Below are 15,983 nucleotides of genomic sequence, written 5' to 3'. Positions count from 1 at the left end.
GAAGCAGGCCTTTTTGTCGCACCGAAACCACCGGTGCGGGCCGAATCAGTTACTGATTGCCACCGATCGTGGCATTCACGCGCTTGCGCAGATCTTCACCGTCCTGATAGGACGTCTCGATCCGGCGTGCACCCGTGAAACGCTTTTCCCAATAGCCGCTATCCAGGTCGTCGACGCGGATCGTGCTGCCCGTGGAAGGCGAATGCACGAACTTGTTGTCGCCGATGTAGATACCGACGTGCGAGAAGGTACGGCGCATGGTATTGAAGAACACCAGATCGCCCGGCTTCAGGTCGCTCACGCGAACCTTCTCGCCGACACGGCTCATTTCCTCGGCGCGGCGCGGCAGCGCCATACCGAGCGTGTCCTGGAACACGTAGCGAACGAAGCCGCTGCAATCGAGGCCCGAATCGGGCGTATTACCGCCCCAACGGTAGCGAACGCCGATCATATTCAGCGCGCCGACCACCACGTCGCCTGCTTTGCCGGCCATGCCGGACAGGAACGATTTGGCGCCGCCGTCGCTGCTGGGAGCGGCTGATTGCGAACTGAGGGGGGACGAGGAATTCGACCCGTTAGGGGTCGAATATGAGGCATTCTGATTAAAACTGCTTACTTCGTCGGCGAAAGCGCCGGGAGCTGCTGCCATCAAGACGCCAATGAACATCCCGGCGACGACGCGCGTGCAAGCCTGGGTTAGGTTTCTGTGCTGCATTGGTCGGTATTTTTTGCCTAAAAATCAGTGAGCTACGAAAAAAGTTTGGTCGATACTAGCCAGTAAGTATTCACGTGTCAAAACAAATAGAAAAATACAATCGAGACACGCACCCAATTGGTGAAAGAGGGCAAAATCAATGATCCAGCGCCGCTTTCAGCAGCTTTCGAGTGTAAGGGTGCGCCGGGGTCGCAAAAATCTGCTCAACGTCCCCGCTTTCGACGATCGAACCGTTTTGCATAACCGCCACCCGGTGCGCCATCGCTCCGATCACGGCCAGATCGTGGCTGATGAAAACGAAGCCCAAGTTGTACTTCTGCTGCAAACCGGCGAGCAGTTTCAGCACCTGCTGCTGGATCGAGACGTCGAGCGCACTGGTCGGCTCATCGAGGATCAGGATGCGCGGCTCGAGCACCAGCGCGCGCGCAATTGCAATCCGTTGACGCTGGCCGCCGGAGAACTCATGCGGATAGCGGTACAACACCGTGCGGTCGAGACCGACTTCGCGCAGCACCGAAACCACCTTGTCGCGCCGCGCCGCCTCGCTCATTTGCGGCCGATGCAGCGCGAGCCCTTCGCCGACGATCCGCTCGATGGTCTGACGTGGCGAAAGTGAACTGAACGGATCCTGAAAGACGACTTGCATGTTCGAGCGTAAGGCGGTCTGTTCGGCGCCACGATAGCTGCCAAGCGCCCTGCCCTGAAACTCGATCTCGCCGTGCACGGTGCGTTGCAAACCGAGCAGGGCCATCGCGAGCGTCGATTTGCCCGAACCCGATTCGCCGACGATCCCCAGCGTCTCGCCCTGGCGCACCGACACGTTCGCATCGGCAACCGCGCGGAAGCGCCCCGAACGAAACCAGCCGCTCACGCCCGGCAGTTTCGTTTTGAAATCGACCGAGATATCGCGCGCTTCGAGCAGCACCGGCGAGATGGGCAGCACCGGCACCACCGTGCGCTGCGGACGGCTCGCTAGCAGACGCTGCGTGTACGGGTGTTGCGGCGACTCGAACACCTGCTCGACCGGGCCGCTTTCCACGAGTATGCCCTTCTCCATCACCGCGATACGTTGCGCAAAGTGCCGCACCAGATTCAGGTCGTGGGTGATCAGCAGCACGGCCATGCCGCGTTTCTCGGCTTCGTCGCGTTGCAGTTCCAGCAGCAAATCGACGATCTGCGCGCGGATCGTCACGTCGAGCGCTGCGGTCGGCTCGTCGGCCAGCAACAGGCGTGGACGGCACGCCAGCGCCATGGCGATCATCGCGCGCTGCCGTTGACCGCCCGAGAGTTGATGCGGATAGCTGTTCACACGCTTGCCGGGCTCGGCGATACCCGTGCGCCCCAGCAATGCCACGGCGCGCTTACGCGCCTCGTTCGCCGTGACGCCATCGTGTATGACGATCGTCTCCGCAATCTGGTCGCCGACCGTATAGAGCGGGTTGAGCGCCGTCATCGGCTCCTGGAAGATCATCGCGATGTCCGAGCCGCGCATGCCACGCATCTCGCGCTCGCTTTTGGCGAGCAAATCCTGGCCGTCGAAACGGATCGCCCCGCTGACCTGCGCGTCGCTCAACAGACGCAGGATTGACAGCGCCGTCACGCTCTTGCCCGAGCCCGATTCGCCGACCAATGCGACCCGCTCGCCGCGTTGGATCGCGAGCGTCACGTCGCTCACTGCGACCGTGTCGCCGAAAGTGACACGCAAGTGGTCGAGTTCCAGAAGCGGCGGCGTCATGGCTTGTTTCGGATTGTTCTCCACTGCCGCGCTCACTGGTTGCCCCCGGCACGCATCGCATCGGAGATGCGGGTATCGAGCGCATTGCGCAGCGCATCGCCCATGAACGTCAGCAGCAACAACATCGCGACCAGCACGCCGAAGGTGGACAACGAGATCCACCACGCGTCGAGATTCGCTTTGCCTTGCGCAAGCAGCTCGCCCAGGCTCGGCGTCGGCGACGGCACGCCGAGGCCGAGAAAGTCGAGGCTGGTGAGCGCGAGGATCGCACCGCTCATGCGAAACGGCAGAAACGTGATCACAGGCGTCAAACTGTTGGGCAAGACATGCCGCCACATGATCTGCCAGTTCGAGAGCCCCATCGCCCGTGCCGCCCGCACATAGTCCTGGTGACGGTTGCGCAGAAACTCCGCGCGCACGTAATCCGACAAACCGATCCAGCCGAATAACGAGAGCAGCACGATCAGCAGAATGAACCCCGGCTCGAAGATCGAGGAGAAAATGATCAACAGGTAAAGCTCCGGCATGGCACTCCAGATTTCGATCAGCCGCTGCCCGATGATATCCGTACGTCCTCCGAAGTAACCCTGCACGGCGCCGGCGGCAATCCCGAGTACGGTGCCGATCAAGGTCAGCACGAGCGCGAATTCCACCGACACGCGAAAACCGTACAGAAGACGTGCGAAAAGATCACGACCGCGGTCGTCGGTACCGAACCAGTTATCGCGCGACGGCGGCGCCGGATTCGGCGCCTTCGAGAAGTAATTCAGCGTGTCGTAGTAATAACGGTTCGGCGGGTACACCGCGAAGTTACCCGGCGCGTCGAAACGGTGCTTGATATACGGGTCAAGATAATCGGCGGGGGTCGGGAAGTCACCGCCGAACGTCGTCTCCGCATAGGTCTTGAACATCGGAAAATACAACTGCCCTTCGTAACGCACCACCAGCGGCTTGTCATTCGACCAGAGCGGCCCGGCCAGGCTCGCCGCGAACGCGACGACGAAGATGATCAGACTCCAATAGCCCAGGCGCTGCTGACGAAAACGCTGCCAGACGCGACGCGCGGGCGTGGGCGATACGAACGCGCGAGCCGGTTCGGTGCGCGCCGCTGCATCGGCGGAAAGACGGGCTCGATTCATCAGCGCTCCAGTTGTTCGAATTGGATGCGGGGATCGACCCACACATAGCAAAGATCGGAAATCAGCTTGGTCGCGAGACCGATCAGCGTGAACAGATAGAGCGTGCCGAGCACGACTGGATAGTCGCGCCGCACCACCGATTCGTACGACAGCAGGCCAAGTCCGTCGAGCGAAAACAGCGTCTCGATCAGCAGGCTGCCGGTGAAGAACGCACCGATAAACGCCGCCGGAAAACCGACGATCAACGGCAGTAACGCGTTGCGGAACACGTGCTTCCACAACACGCGCTTCTCGGACAAACCTTTGGCGCGTGCAGTCAGCACATATTGCTTGCGGATTTCATCGAGGAAGGCGTTTTTCGTCAGCATCGTGACGACCGCGAAACTGCCCACCACCGAGGCCGTGATCGGCAACGTGATATGCCACAGGTAGTCGACGATTTTGCCGCCGAGACTCAACTGCGCCCAGTTGTCCGAGGTGAGATTGCGCAGCGGGAACAGTTGCAGGAAGCTGCCGCCGCCGAACAGCACCAGCAACAGCACGCCCAGCACGAAGCCCGGAATCGCGTAGCCGATCAGCACGACGAGACTCGTTGCAATGTCGAAGCGCGACCCGTTGCGCACTGCTTTGGCGATACCCAGTGGCACCGATATCAGATACGTCAGAAAGAACGTCCACAAGCCGATACTGATCGACACCGGCAACTTCGAAACGATCAGCGACCACACGCTTTGATGGCGGAAATAGCTCTGCCCGAGATCGAACGTCGAGAAGCGCTTTAGCATCAGGACGTAGCGTTCGAGCGGCGGTTTGTCGAAGCCATAGAGCGCTTTCAGTTGCGCGATTTGTTGCGCGTCGACGCCGGTATGCGCACGCAGACCGAACGGCGCGCCGTTCTCGGCCCCTTTGCGCAGCTCGTGCTGCATCTGTTCGACCGGACCACCCGGGACGAACTGGATCACGGCGAAGGTCAGCGTCAGCACGCCGAGCAAGGTCGGAATCATCAGCAGCAAGCGTTTGAGGATGTAGCTCCACATGGCGATGTTTCCGGTGCGAAGGCGGTGAATGAATGGGCGTTTTCAGTGCGGCTGTGCTTGCGGCTGAGGCGGCTGTGCATACCACCACATCGACGTGATCCAGCCTTCCGCGCCATAGTACAGAGGCAGCGTCTTTGGCCACGCGAGCCCGCGCTTGAACGCCACCCGATGCGAAGCGCTGTACCACTGCGGAATCACATAGTAGCCATGCATCAGCACGCGGTCGAGCGCATGCGTGGCGTCGATCAGTTGCTCGCGCGTCTGCGCATGCACGAGCGCGCTCAGGATCGCGTCGACGGCTGGCGACTTCAGCCCGATCACGTTATCCGAGCCGGGCGTATCAGCAGCCTTGCTGCCGAACCGGTCGATCTGCTCCGAACCGGGCACCTGCACGTCCGCCATACGGATCGTGGTCGTGTCGAAATCGAATGCGTCGAGCCGCTTCTGATAGACGGCGAAGTCGGACACGCGAAACGTCGCGGTGATGCCAAGCTTCTGCAGATTGCGGATGAAGGTCGCGACGATCGGCTCGAACTGAGCGGACGAGCCGGAATCGTCGAGAATCTCGAACTGGAACGGCTCGCCTTTGGCGTTACGCAATGCGCCGTCGCGATAGGTCCACCCCGCCTCCTGCAACAACGCGCGCGCTTGCAACAAATTGGCCCGCAGCGAGCCGGGCGGATCGGTGTCCGGCTGCTTCGGCGGCACACCGAACACGGCCGGATCGAGCTTGGCGCGCCATGGCTCGAGCAGCGCCAATTCGCCCGGCGATGGCAGGCCCTTCGCCTGCAAATCCGTATTGGCGAAGAAGCTGTCGAGACGCGTGTACTGATTGAAGAACAACTGGCGGTTGAGCCACTGGAAATCGAGCGCGAGATCGAGCGCCTTGCGCACACGCACATCCTGGAACAATGGCCGCCGCATGTTGAGCACGAAGCCTTGCATGCCGGTGCCGTTATGTTGCGCAAACTCGCGCTTGATCAGCTCACCGCTATCGAACTTCTTGCCGACATCGCGCCGCACCCAATTGCGCGCGACATATTCGACCAGTGCGTCGTACTCGCCCGCCTTGAACGCCTCGAGCCGCGCCGTGCTATCCGAATACAGCTTGTAGACAATCCGGTCGAAATTGTTCATGCCGACCCGCACCGGCAGCGTCGCGCCCCAGTAGTGCGGATCACGCCGATACGTAATCGTGCGGCCATTGTCGTACTGATCGATCAGATACGGCCCGCTGGCGATCGGCTTCTCGAACGCCAATTGGTCGAACGGAATCCGGCTGCCGTCAGGCTTCATCCCCCACTTGCGCGAGAACACCGGCATACCGCCCGCCAGCAGCGGCAATTCGCGACTGGGTTGATGAAACTCGAAGCGGATCGTATGCGGATCGACCACCACCGCGCGCGTGATCTCGCCGAAGATCGATGCGAATTGCGGCGCGGCTTGCGGGCTTTTCAGCGTGTCGAGCGAAAACTTGACGTCGTCCGCGGTGACCGGATCGCCATTCGAAAAGCGCGCGCGCGGATTGATGTGGAAGGTGGTCGACAGGCCGTCCGGCGCGATACTGATGTCGTCGGCAAGCAGGCCGTAGGCGGAGGCCACTTCGTCGCTACTGCCGGTGGTCAGGCTTTCGAACAGCAGATCCACGCCCGGGGCGGTATTGCCGCGCAACGTGAACGGATTGAATTTATCGAAGCTGGTGAGCCGGCTCGGATTGGCCATCACCAGCGTGCCGCCCTTCGGCGCATCCGGATTGACGTAGTCGAAGTGCTTGAAGTCGGCGGGATATTTCGGCTCACCGTATTGCGCGATCGCATAGACCGCTTGGGCCTCGGGCGCGGCGAGCAAACCGGCGAGAGCCGACACGCCGCACAACGCGGCCAGGCACGCCGAACGCCAGGAACGCGGCACAACCCGCAGTACGACCGGTACACCGACACGCGATAGCCTGTGAATCACGCTGCACCCAGGTGCACGAGGCGTTTGAACCCATCGCGAGCCAGTTGTCATAGGGGCCTTGTTGGTCAGTGGGCAATTGCAATGTGAGAGAATTCTACCCAATAAACCCGCGCCATCCGCACATCTCATCCGCATCAGCCGTACCGCGTCTATCCCGCGAAGCGAGTGCCGTGCGATGGACCTCGCGCTGGACCTCGCGCGGTCGCATTCCCGGGCAACGCCACGACGTCCGTGCGTGATGCGCAGACCTCATTGGGAGAATTCATGGGCTTCCTCGCTGGTAAACGAATCCTGCTGACCGGCCTGTTGTCGAACCGTTCGATTGCGTATGGCATCGCGCAAGCCTGCAAGCGTGAAGGCGCCGACCTGGCGTTCACCTATGTCGGCGAGCGTTTCAAGGAGCGCATCACCGAGTTCGCCACCGAGTTCGGCAGCGACCAGGTGTTCCCATGCGACGTTGCGGACGATGCGCAGATCGACGCCCTCTTCGGCTCGCTAAAGACGCGCTGGGAGGGGCTCGACGGCCTCGTCCATTCGATCGGTTTTGCGCCGCGCGAAGCCATTGCCGGCGACTTCCTCGACGGCATGACGCGCGAGAACTTCCGCATTGCGCACGACATTTCCGCGTACAGCTTTCCGGCACTCGCCAAGGCCGCGCAATCGATGCTCACGCCAGACGCGTCGCTGCTCACGCTGAGCTACCTCGGCGCCGAACGCGCGATTCCGAACTACAACACCATGGGTCTCGCCAAGGCCTCGCTCGAAGCGAGCGTGCGCTATCTGGCGGTGTCGCTCGGCGCGCAGGGCGTGCGCGTGAACGGCATTTCGGCGGGTCCGATCAGGACGCTGGCTGCGAGCGGCATCAAGGGCTTCGGCAAGATTCTCGAATTCGTCGAAAACAACGCGCCGCTCAAGCGCAACGTGACGATCGAACAGGTCGGCAATACCGCGGCGTTTCTGCTGTCGGACCTGGCAGCTGGTGTGACGGCAGAAATCGTGCATGTGGATAGCGGCTTTAATGCCGTGGTCGGGGGCATGGCTGCCGTCGCTGAGTGACCGTGCGTGTTGCATTTCCTGGTCGACGGCGGTTCGATCTGCAGGTTTCGCGAGCGCAATAAAAAACCGCCCTTTTCCGGGCGGTTTCTTTTGACGCCACGACCGCGGCTTCTTGATGACTTAATGCCAGCCGCGATGGTCGTCGTAATGATTACGGCCGTAATCGTAGCGGCCCGGGGGATGATGGCGATACCAGTCGTCACGCGCCCAATAGCGGCGGCCGTCCCAGTAGCGGTCGCCGTGCCAGCCGATCACGATCGCCGGGCCGCCGTAGTACACGGGAGCCGGTTGATAGACGACCGGCGGCGGCGGGGGCGGCGGCGGTGCGTAGACGGGAGCCGGCGCGACATAGACCGGCGCGGGAATGCCAATGTTAACCCCGACGCTGAGCCCGCCGGCCATTGCAGCACCCGACGCAGCCAACCCGAGAACCCCGAACAGAAGTGGAACAAGACGTGCGGACTTCATCGATTCACCCTTTTGAAGAATGTGTGTTGTTGGCCGAAATATAGCGCAAGGCAATCGTCCGCGTATTTCAACTTTGTAATAACTGATGCATAAAATCGCATTGTGGAGCTCTGCGTTACGTCTGGTTACATGCACGGATATTTCGGTGAAAAGACAGCCGGTCTGTAACGAAAAGGGACGCTCAGTCGTTACCCGAGCGAAAGGAAATACGCTCCGCCGATTTAATTGGGTATCCGAAGCATGCCGAAGGTTTTACTTTGCGGCGCCGGCGCTTATTCGTATTCGCTCTGCATGAACGGGAAAGCGGCCCTTGAAAAAACAAAACCCCGCAGAGCCTAGACTCTGCGGGGTTTGCCGCCATTGCTGGCGGAGACGGAGGGATTCGAACCCTCGATCCAGGTTTTGGCCCAGATGCTCCCTTAGCAGGGGAGTGCCTTCGACCTCTCGGCCACGTCTCCCAAACTTTCGGTTGCGCAGGGAGTCAGCGCAACGAAGCCAAGATAATAGCGGGCCGAACCGCGAAGGTCAATGTCTCCAGCACATTTTTTGTGCCAGTTTTGTCATCTACGACGCAATTATTCACATAGCCCCGTCACAGTGGTCACGCCGCATTGGTCGCGACACATTAGCGCGCCACATCGGCCGCGCATGCGCTCATGCCACAACCAGGCGCCAGGGGACGAGACGCTCTTGTACGCCTCACCCCCGTGCGGCAAATTAAGCCTGATCCAGTTCGAAGGCCTTATGCAGCGCGCGCACGGCGAGCTCCATGTACTTCTCATCGATCAGCACCGAAATCTTGATTTCGGAGGTCGAGATCATCTGGATGTTGATGCCCTCTTCCGACAGCGTGCGGAACATCGTGCTCGCGATACCCACGTGCGAGCGCATGCCGACGCCGACCACCGACACCTTCGACACCTTCGGATCGCCCAGCACCTGTTCAGCCTGCACGTGACCCTTCACCTGGCCGGTGAGGATGTCCATGGCGCGCTGATAGTCGCCGCGGCCAACCGTGAACGTGAACGCCGTTTTACCGTCGACGCTCTGGTTCTGGATGATCATGTCGACGTCGATATTCGCGTCCGCCACCGGGCCGAGAATCTGATACGCGATGCCCGGCTTGTCGGGCACACCCATCACGGCGATGCGAGCTTCATCGCGCTGGAACGCGATGCCCGAGATGACTGCTTTTTCCATGGTCTCGTCTTCTTCAAAAGTAATCAGGGTGCCCGACTTCATTTCAATGTCGAGCGGGATGAGCGGATCGGTCAGGCTCGACAGCACGCGCGTTTTTACCTGATATTTGCCGGCGAATTCCACCGAGCGGATCTGCAGCACCTTGGAACCCAGGCTTGCCATTTCCAGCATTTCTTCGAACGTCACGCGATCGAGGCGGCGGGCTTCTTCCACCACGCGCGGGTCGGTCGTGTAGACGCCGTCGACGTCCGTGTAAATCAGGCACTCGTCGGCTTTCAACGCGGCAGCGACTGCGACAGCGGACGTATCCGAACCGCCACGGCCGAGCGTGGTGATGTGGCCATCAGGGTCGATACCCTGGAAGCCCGTGATCACCACCACCTTGCCGGCGTCGAGATCGCGCAGCACGCGTTCGCCGTCGATTTCGCTAATGCGTGCTTTCGTGAACGCGCTATCCGTTTTGACCGGCACTTGCCAGCCGGCATAGCTGACCGCCTCGACGCCGGCTTCCTGCAGCGCAATGGCGAGCAGACCCGAGCTGACCTGCTCGCCGGTGGCGGCGATCATGTCGAGTTCGCGCGGGCTCGGCTGACCCGTGATTTCTTTCGCGAGACCGAGCAAACGGTTGGTTTCGCCTGACATTGCCGACGGCACGACGACCATCTTGTGGCCGGCCTTGTGCCATTTCGCGACGCGCTTGGCGACGTTCTTGATGCGCTCGACCGAGCCCATCGAGGTGCCGCCGTATTTATGTACGATGAGTGCCATTGTCGTTCTGAACTGGAGGATAAACCGCGCTGGCGCGCTGGAGACGACCGCACAAAAGCACAGGAGCGCAACGTCTTGTGAACGACGGCAAAGTGTGTGGCGGCGTAAATGCAGCACGCGTGCAGCACGCGCGGATTTGCCCGGGAATGATCGCTAGAGGCTTACCGGAAACGACGGATCACGATCGCAAACCGACAAAATTGACAAAAGCGACGGCGAAATCGGGTCGGGCAAACAAGCTAAATTACCCGATCGAGCGTAAAAAAACAAGCCAAAACGGCCGTCGAATGGTCCCTATTACGCGCTCGAAAGGCTTGTCCGGTGCGGTTTTGCGCGCTATTTACGGATTCACTCGATCGATTACGCCGATGTCCGACCGGTCGGTCAGGCGACCAGCAAATCCTCGCGCCAGATGATCCGGATATGCGGTTCGGCCGCATCCACCTGCTCAGGCAACGCGGCGCGGTTCACACCGAGCAAGGGCACGAACAGCAGTTCGTCACCGACGTAAAGCAGCGGTACGTCGCGTTTCCATGCGGGAACGCCGCGCTCCTGGAACAGGTTTTTTAGCGTGCGGCGTGGACTGCCTGGTGCGGCGCTCGTGCGCATCCGTTCGCCGCCGCTGCGTGAGCGCGCGCTCAACAGCGCCCGGCGTAGAACGCTGAGGGGAAGCGTATTGGGAGCGTCGGACGCTGCGTTGACCGCCGCCTCGCCATCACCATCACTATCAGTACGGGCATTGGCACTGGCACCCCCATCCCGATTCGTATCGGCATCGATAAATACGAAGGTGCCCCGCCACTGCGGCAAACGCCAGATCACTTCACCCTGCCATGCGAGTTCGCTGACCTCGCGCGTGGAGAGCGCGGTTTCGTCGGCGGGCTCGCTACTATCGCCCGCTTCCCAATAGACGAGGCCGCGATAGCTCCGCAACGCCTGCCCCGCGTGATCGATCCGCAGGCTATGGCCCTCGCCTACCGCGCCGACTTCGCGCAACTGGCGCAAAGCGTCGACCAGACGCGCGGTTGATGCCGCAACGAGACCCAATGTGCGCATCCAGTAGCGCAGCAGGTTGAGCGCACGATCGTCGTCGAGGGCGAGCAGCGCGTCATGCGATAGCGCACGGCCTGCATCGCTCACTGCTGCGTCAAGATCGTTACGCGCGAGATCGTCGAGCAGACGTTGCGCCGATGCCGCATGCGCCGCCGTGCGCGCGAGCGCGTCGCGAAAACCTGGAAAGTGGACGGCCAGCGCCGGTGTCACCTCGTGGCGCAATGCGTTGCGCGCATAACGCGTGTCCGCGTTCGATTCGTCGTCGATCCAGCGCAAATCGCGGGCGCTCGCATACTGCTCGAGTTGCGCCCGCAGCAAGTGCAACAAAGGCCGCACGCGCAGCGCCGCGGCACCGGCCGGCAGGTACTCCGGCGCCATCGCCGCAAGACCCGCGAGGCCCGCGCCGCGCAACAACTGCAACAGCACGGTCTCCGCCTGATCGTCCGCATGTTGCGCGAGCCATAGCGTATGAACACCGCGGGTTGCGCACATCGCGTCCAGCGCACGATAACGCGCATCGCGTGCCGCGGCCTCGACGCTCACGCCCGCGTCACAGGGCACCTCGACGCGCTGTGCCGCGAATTCGACGCCGCGTTCCCGCGCAAACGCTGCGCAGTGCGCGAGCCATTCGTCGGCGTGAGCACTGAGGCCATGATGCACATGCAGCGCGACACAACGCGACGCGCCCGCAACACGCAGCGTTGCATCGAGCAGCACACTCGAATCGACGCCGCCGCTGAACGCAACCGCAATGCGCGCGCTCGCAGGAAGCGCGGACAGCGCCACACCGACCGCCTCGAGAACGAGGCGGTCGGCGGGCGAATCGGTGGTGGGAGTCACGTCGCTAGCGCGTGCAGCGCTGGAAGACGAAAGAGAACGCGCGCGGGCTTAGGCACCCGGCGTAGTTTCCTTGAACTTGCCGTACGACATCAACCGTTCGAAACGGCGTTGACGCAGGTCATTGATGCTCATGCCCTGGAACTGGCGCAGCGAATCGGCGAGCGCACGGCGCAACATGGCGGCCATGCCCTTCGGATCGCGATGCGCGCCGCCGAGCGGTTCGTTGACGATCTTGTCGATCAGACCGAGCGCCTTCAGACGATGCGCGGTCAGGCCGAGCGCTTCTGCTGCTTCCGGCGCTTTCGCGGCGCTCTTCCACAGGATCGATGCGCAGCCTTCCGGCGAAATCACCGAATAGGTCGAGAATTGCAGCATCAGCACGCTGTCGCCGACAGCAATCGCCAACGCGCCGCCCGACCCGCCTTCGCCGATGATCGTGGCGATCAGCGGTGTCTTGAGTTCAGCCATCACATACAGATTGCGGCCGATCGCCTCCGACTGGCCACGCTCTTCCGCGCCGATGCCCGGATAGGCGCCCGGCGTATCGATAAACGTGAAGATGGGCAAGCTGAACTTCTCGGCGAGACGCATCAGGCGTTCGGCCTTGCGATAGCCCTCCGGACGCGGCATGCCGAAGTTGCGCAGCGCGCGCTCCTTGGTGTCGCGGCCCTTCTGATGGCCGATCACCATGCAGGCCTGGCCATTGAAACGCGCAAGGCCGCCGACGATCGACAGGTCGTCCGCATAGTTGCGGTCGCCGTGCAGTTCGTGGAAATCGGTGAATAGCTCGCTCACGTAATCGAACGTGTAGGGGCGCTGGGGATGTCGGGCGATTTGCGACACCTGCCACGGGGTCAGGTTCGCGTACAGATCTTTGGTGAGCTGTTGACTCTTCTTGGACAGCCGCTCGATCTCTTCCGAAATATCGACGGCCGAATCGTCCTGCACGAAGCGCAATTCTTCGATCTTCGCTTCGAGTTCAGCGATCGGCTGTTCGAAATCCAGAAAGGTGGTCTTCATTGGTTGTAATCCTTGGACTTACCGGCAGCGCGTATTCTAACCGCGCTCGCCGCTGTCAAAACCATCTCGCAACTATCAATTTTTAACACTTGATAGTTTTTGAAACAACATGGCTGCTTGTTCTTCTCAAGACAACGCCGGCCCGCACCCCAGTGTTTCGTCCCGCTGGAAGTCCCCGCCCCGGAGGAGGTCCCCTTGGGCAATTGGGGGGTTGCTCCCTCAGGGCCTGGCGCGATGCGCCAGTTGGGACACTCAGTAGTCGACCGGCAACGGATCGAGACTACGCCACATATACCAGGTCGCGACGGTACGCCACGGCTCCCAGTTTGCAGCAACCTCACGCGCTTCACTGCGCGTAACCGGCTCACCGCTAAAGTAGTTGACGCTGATCGCGCGGATCAGGCCGAGGTCGTCGAGCGGCAGCACGTCAGGGCGCGACAGATTGAAGATCAGGAACATTTCCGCCGTCCAGCGGCCGATGCCGCGGATCTGCGTGAGTTCGGCGATCACCGCCTCGTCGTCCATCGAAGTCCACTTGCCGACGTGCAACGCGCCCGACACGAAATGCTGTGCGAGATCGAGCACGTATTCGGCCTTGCGCTTGGACAGCCCGCACGCGGTCAGCTTGTCCTGACCGAGCTTGATGAACTGCTGCGGCACGAGCTTCGGACACGCCGCCTCGACTTTCGCCCAGACGGCTTGCGCGGACGCCACCGAAATCTGCTGGCCGACCACCGAACGCGCAAGCGTGACGAAGGGATCGCCACGGCTTAACAGATGCACCGGGCCAAACTTCGGGATCAGCTTCTTCAGAATACGGTCGCGCTTGACGAGGTCCGCGCACGCCTTGTCCCAATACGCCGGACGAGTGACTTCAGGCGTGAGGCCGCCGACCTGCACGGGCACCGCGAGTTCAGCAGCACTCGCTGCTTCGCCGCCCGCACTCGATGACGCTCGCGTTTTGCGTACGACCTCGCCTTCATGCGTATCGCGCACGAGTTCCTGCACCTCGCCGGCGAGCTCGGCAGGCAACGCGCCATTGCTCTTTGCGCGCGTTGCTTTGGCGCGCGCGACAACAGGCGCATGCGCCGACGCACCGTTCAGCGCGCGCTTGACCCCGGCTTTCTTTGCTGCGCCCGCAGTTGCCGTCGTGGTTGCACCGGCCGCTGCGCGCGCGCCGGTCTTCGCCGCCACCCCGGCGGTTTTCGACGATGCATTCTTTATCGCGCTGCTACCCGCGCGAGCCGACGTTCGTGTCGACTTTGCCGCGGCTGCCGCGTTTGTTTGAGACGTGGCTCGTTTAGCCGGCGTCTTCGTGGCCGTTGCCATCCTGCCTCCTGCCTGGCGAGTCGATCAAAGGGATGGTCGAGCTGCGCTCACACGCGCCGCCACTCGGTCAACCCGCCGGGTTTGTCTTCAAGTGCAACGCCGGCCTCGAGCAATTCGGCCCGGATCCGGTCTGCTGCCGCATAGTCTTTCGCCTGCTTGGCGGCCACGCGCGCGGCGATCTTCGCTTCGATCGCGGCGGGCTCGAGCGCCCCTTGCGCGGCGGTACCCGCCGCCTGCTGCAGGTATGCACGCGGCTCGCGGCCAAGCAACCCGAGCACTTGCCCGAGCAAGCGCAATTGACGGGCCAGCGCGGGGTCGCGCGTGCGGTTCACTTCAGTTGCCAACTCGAACAACACCGACACTGCAAGCGGCGTGTTGAAGTCGTCGTTCATTGCTGCCTGGAAACGCTGCGCATGCGCTTCGTTCCAGTCGAGCACCGCGCCGTCCGGCGTGACATCCTTCAACGACGTGTACAAACGCGCGAGCGCGTTGCGGGCGTCGTCGATATGCACGTCGCTGTAATTCAACGGCGAACGGTAATGCGCGCGCGCGATAAAAAAACGCACGACCTCGGCATCGTACTGCGCCAGGACTTCGCGGATCGTAAAGAAGTTGTTCAACGACTTCGACATCTTCTCATTGTCGATCTGCACGTAGCCGTTGTGCATCCAGTAATTGACGAAGGTTTGTCCGGTAGCAGCTTCGCTCTGTGCAATCTCGTTCTCATGGTGCGGAAACTGCAGGTCCTGACCGCCGCCATGAATGTCGAAATGTTCGCCGAGCAACGTGCACCCCATGGCCGAGCATTCGATATGCCAGCCGGGACGGCCACGGCCGTATTTCGACGCCCAGCCGGTGTCGGCCGGTTCGTCCGGCTTCGCCTGCTTCCACAATACGAAGTCGAGCGGGTCCTGCTTCGCGTCGTTCGCGGCGACGCGTTCGCCCGCGCGCAGATCTTCCAGCGACTTGCCCGACAGCTTGCCGTAACCCTGGAACTTGCGCACCGCGTAGTTCACGTCGCCGTCGGCCGCCTGATACGCGTAGCCGTTCACCTCCAGCTTCCCGATCATGTCGAGCATCTGCGGAATGAAATCCGTGGCGCGCGGCTCCAGATCGGGCCGCTCGATGCCGAGCGCGTCCGCGTCTTCATGCAAGGCGTTGATGAAGCGATCGGTCAGCGACTTGATCGTTTCGCCGTTCTCCACGGCACGCCGGATGATCTTGTCATCAATGTCCGTGATATTGCGCACGTAGGTCACGTCGTAACCGAGCGTGCGCAACCACCGCTGCACGATGTCGAACACGACCATCACGCGCGCATGGCCGACGTGACAATAGTCGTACACGGTCATCCCGCAGACGTACATCCGCACGACGCCTTCTTGCATCGGCACGAAAGTTTGCTTGTCACGCGCGAGCGTGTTGTAGATGCGCAGTGATTCCATAGAGAACGGTGCGTGGGTCGAAAGAAATCCGCAATGTGTTTCGTGCTGTTTCGTGCACGAGGCGCCCCGCGAACTGACAGCGGGAGCGACCTGTACTGCAACCTGCACAGCAGCAAACCGGCGCACCTGGTGCGGCGGTCAGGCTGCGATCATGGCGGAGACGACCACGAGTGGCGAAAAGACAGTTTGCGGTTCGACGGAACGCGCAGACCTTTTGTT

At 61.7% G+C, this 15,983-nt stretch carries 12 protein-coding genes and 1 tRNA gene; 1 reads left to right on the top strand and 12 read right to left on the bottom strand.

The features are described 5' to 3' along the window. Nucleotides 1-49 precede the first annotated feature (49 nt). From P0D84_RS07520 to P0D84_RS07500, 5 genes are all read right to left on the bottom strand, one after another. Nucleotides 50-715 (bottom strand): C40 family peptidase, encoded by a 666-nt coding sequence (locus P0D84_RS07520; RefSeq protein ID WP_408334298.1) that lies wholly within the window; start codon nt 713-715, stop codon nt 50-52. A 136-nt stretch (nt 716-851) separates the two neighbouring features. Then, nucleotides 852-2,450, bottom strand: coding sequence for an ABC transporter ATP-binding protein (locus tag P0D84_RS07515; protein WP_408334295.1), 1,599 nt, complete (start codon nt 2,448-2,450; stop codon nt 852-854). A 32-nt stretch (nt 2,451-2,482) separates the two neighbouring features. Beyond that, entirely contained in the window at nt 2,483-3,589 is a 1,107-nt protein-coding gene (locus P0D84_RS07510) for an ABC transporter permease (protein ID WP_408334292.1), read from the bottom strand. Beyond that, nucleotides 3,589-4,626 (bottom strand): microcin C ABC transporter permease YejB, encoded by a 1,038-nt coding sequence (locus P0D84_RS07505; RefSeq protein WP_408334289.1) that lies wholly within the window; start codon nt 4,624-4,626, stop codon nt 3,589-3,591. The genes P0D84_RS07510 and P0D84_RS07505 overlap by 1 nt, the downstream gene beginning before the upstream one ends. A gap of 42 nt (nt 4,627-4,668) precedes the next feature. Continuing rightward, nucleotides 4,669-6,636 (bottom strand): extracellular solute-binding protein, encoded by a 1,968-nt coding sequence (locus P0D84_RS07500; protein WP_408334286.1) that lies wholly within the window; start codon nt 6,634-6,636, stop codon nt 4,669-4,671. Nucleotides 6,637-6,849: 213 nt separating this feature from the next. Between P0D84_RS07500 and fabI the strand changes: the two genes are divergently transcribed. Next, the gene (gene fabI / locus P0D84_RS07495; RefSeq protein WP_408334283.1) at nt 6,850-7,641 is read left to right on the top strand and encodes an enoyl-ACP reductase FabI; all 792 of its coding nucleotides are present in this window, start codon (nt 6,850-6,852) and stop codon (nt 7,639-7,641) included. A 120-nt stretch (nt 7,642-7,761) separates the two neighbouring features. Here the strand turns inward: fabI and P0D84_RS07490 are convergent, their stop codons facing one another. From P0D84_RS07490 to cysS, 7 genes are all read right to left on the bottom strand, one after another. Then, the gene (locus tag P0D84_RS07490) at nt 7,762-8,109 is read right to left on the bottom strand and encodes a hypothetical protein (RefSeq protein ID WP_408334280.1); all 348 of its coding nucleotides are present in this window, start codon (nt 8,107-8,109) and stop codon (nt 7,762-7,764) included. A 364-nt stretch (nt 8,110-8,473) separates the two neighbouring features. Further along, nucleotides 8,474-8,567 (bottom strand) — tRNA-Ser (locus P0D84_RS07485). A 259-nt stretch (nt 8,568-8,826) separates the two neighbouring features. Further along, on the bottom strand, nt 8,827-10,077 hold the full coding sequence (locus tag P0D84_RS07480) for an aspartate kinase (RefSeq protein ID WP_408334277.1): 1,251 nt from the start codon (nt 10,075-10,077) through the stop codon (nt 8,827-8,829). Between the two features lie 384 nt (nt 10,078-10,461). Further along, nucleotides 10,462-11,970 (bottom strand): tRNA lysidine(34) synthetase TilS, encoded by a 1,509-nt coding sequence (gene tilS / locus P0D84_RS07475; protein WP_408334274.1) that lies wholly within the window; start codon nt 11,968-11,970, stop codon nt 10,462-10,464. Between the two features lie 48 nt (nt 11,971-12,018). Then, nucleotides 12,019-12,990 carry an acetyl-CoA carboxylase carboxyltransferase subunit alpha gene (locus P0D84_RS07470; RefSeq protein ID WP_128589679.1) on the bottom strand — a complete coding sequence of 324 codons (972 nt, stop codon included), beginning with the start codon at nt 12,988-12,990 and terminating at the stop codon, nt 12,019-12,021. 252 nt (nt 12,991-13,242) lie between these two features. After that, nucleotides 13,243-14,319: a DNA-3-methyladenine glycosylase family protein gene (locus P0D84_RS07465; protein ID WP_408334271.1), complete on the bottom strand. Its 1,077-nt coding sequence runs from the start codon at nt 14,317-14,319 to the stop codon at nt 13,243-13,245. A gap of 47 nt (nt 14,320-14,366) precedes the next feature. Next, nucleotides 14,367-15,764 (bottom strand): cysteine--tRNA ligase, encoded by a 1,398-nt coding sequence (cysS, locus tag P0D84_RS07460; RefSeq protein WP_408334268.1) that lies wholly within the window; start codon nt 15,762-15,764, stop codon nt 14,367-14,369. Nucleotides 15,765-15,983 lie beyond the last annotated feature (219 nt).

It is taken from the genome of Paraburkholderia sp. RL17-337-BIB-A (genome assembly GCF_046025895.1).
Taxonomy (GTDB): Bacteria; Pseudomonadota; Gammaproteobacteria; order Burkholderiales; family Burkholderiaceae; genus Paraburkholderia; species Paraburkholderia fungorum_C.
The sequence above is the reverse complement of the archived record's forward strand: the minus strand, read 5'-3'. Positions and strand labels throughout refer to the sequence as shown.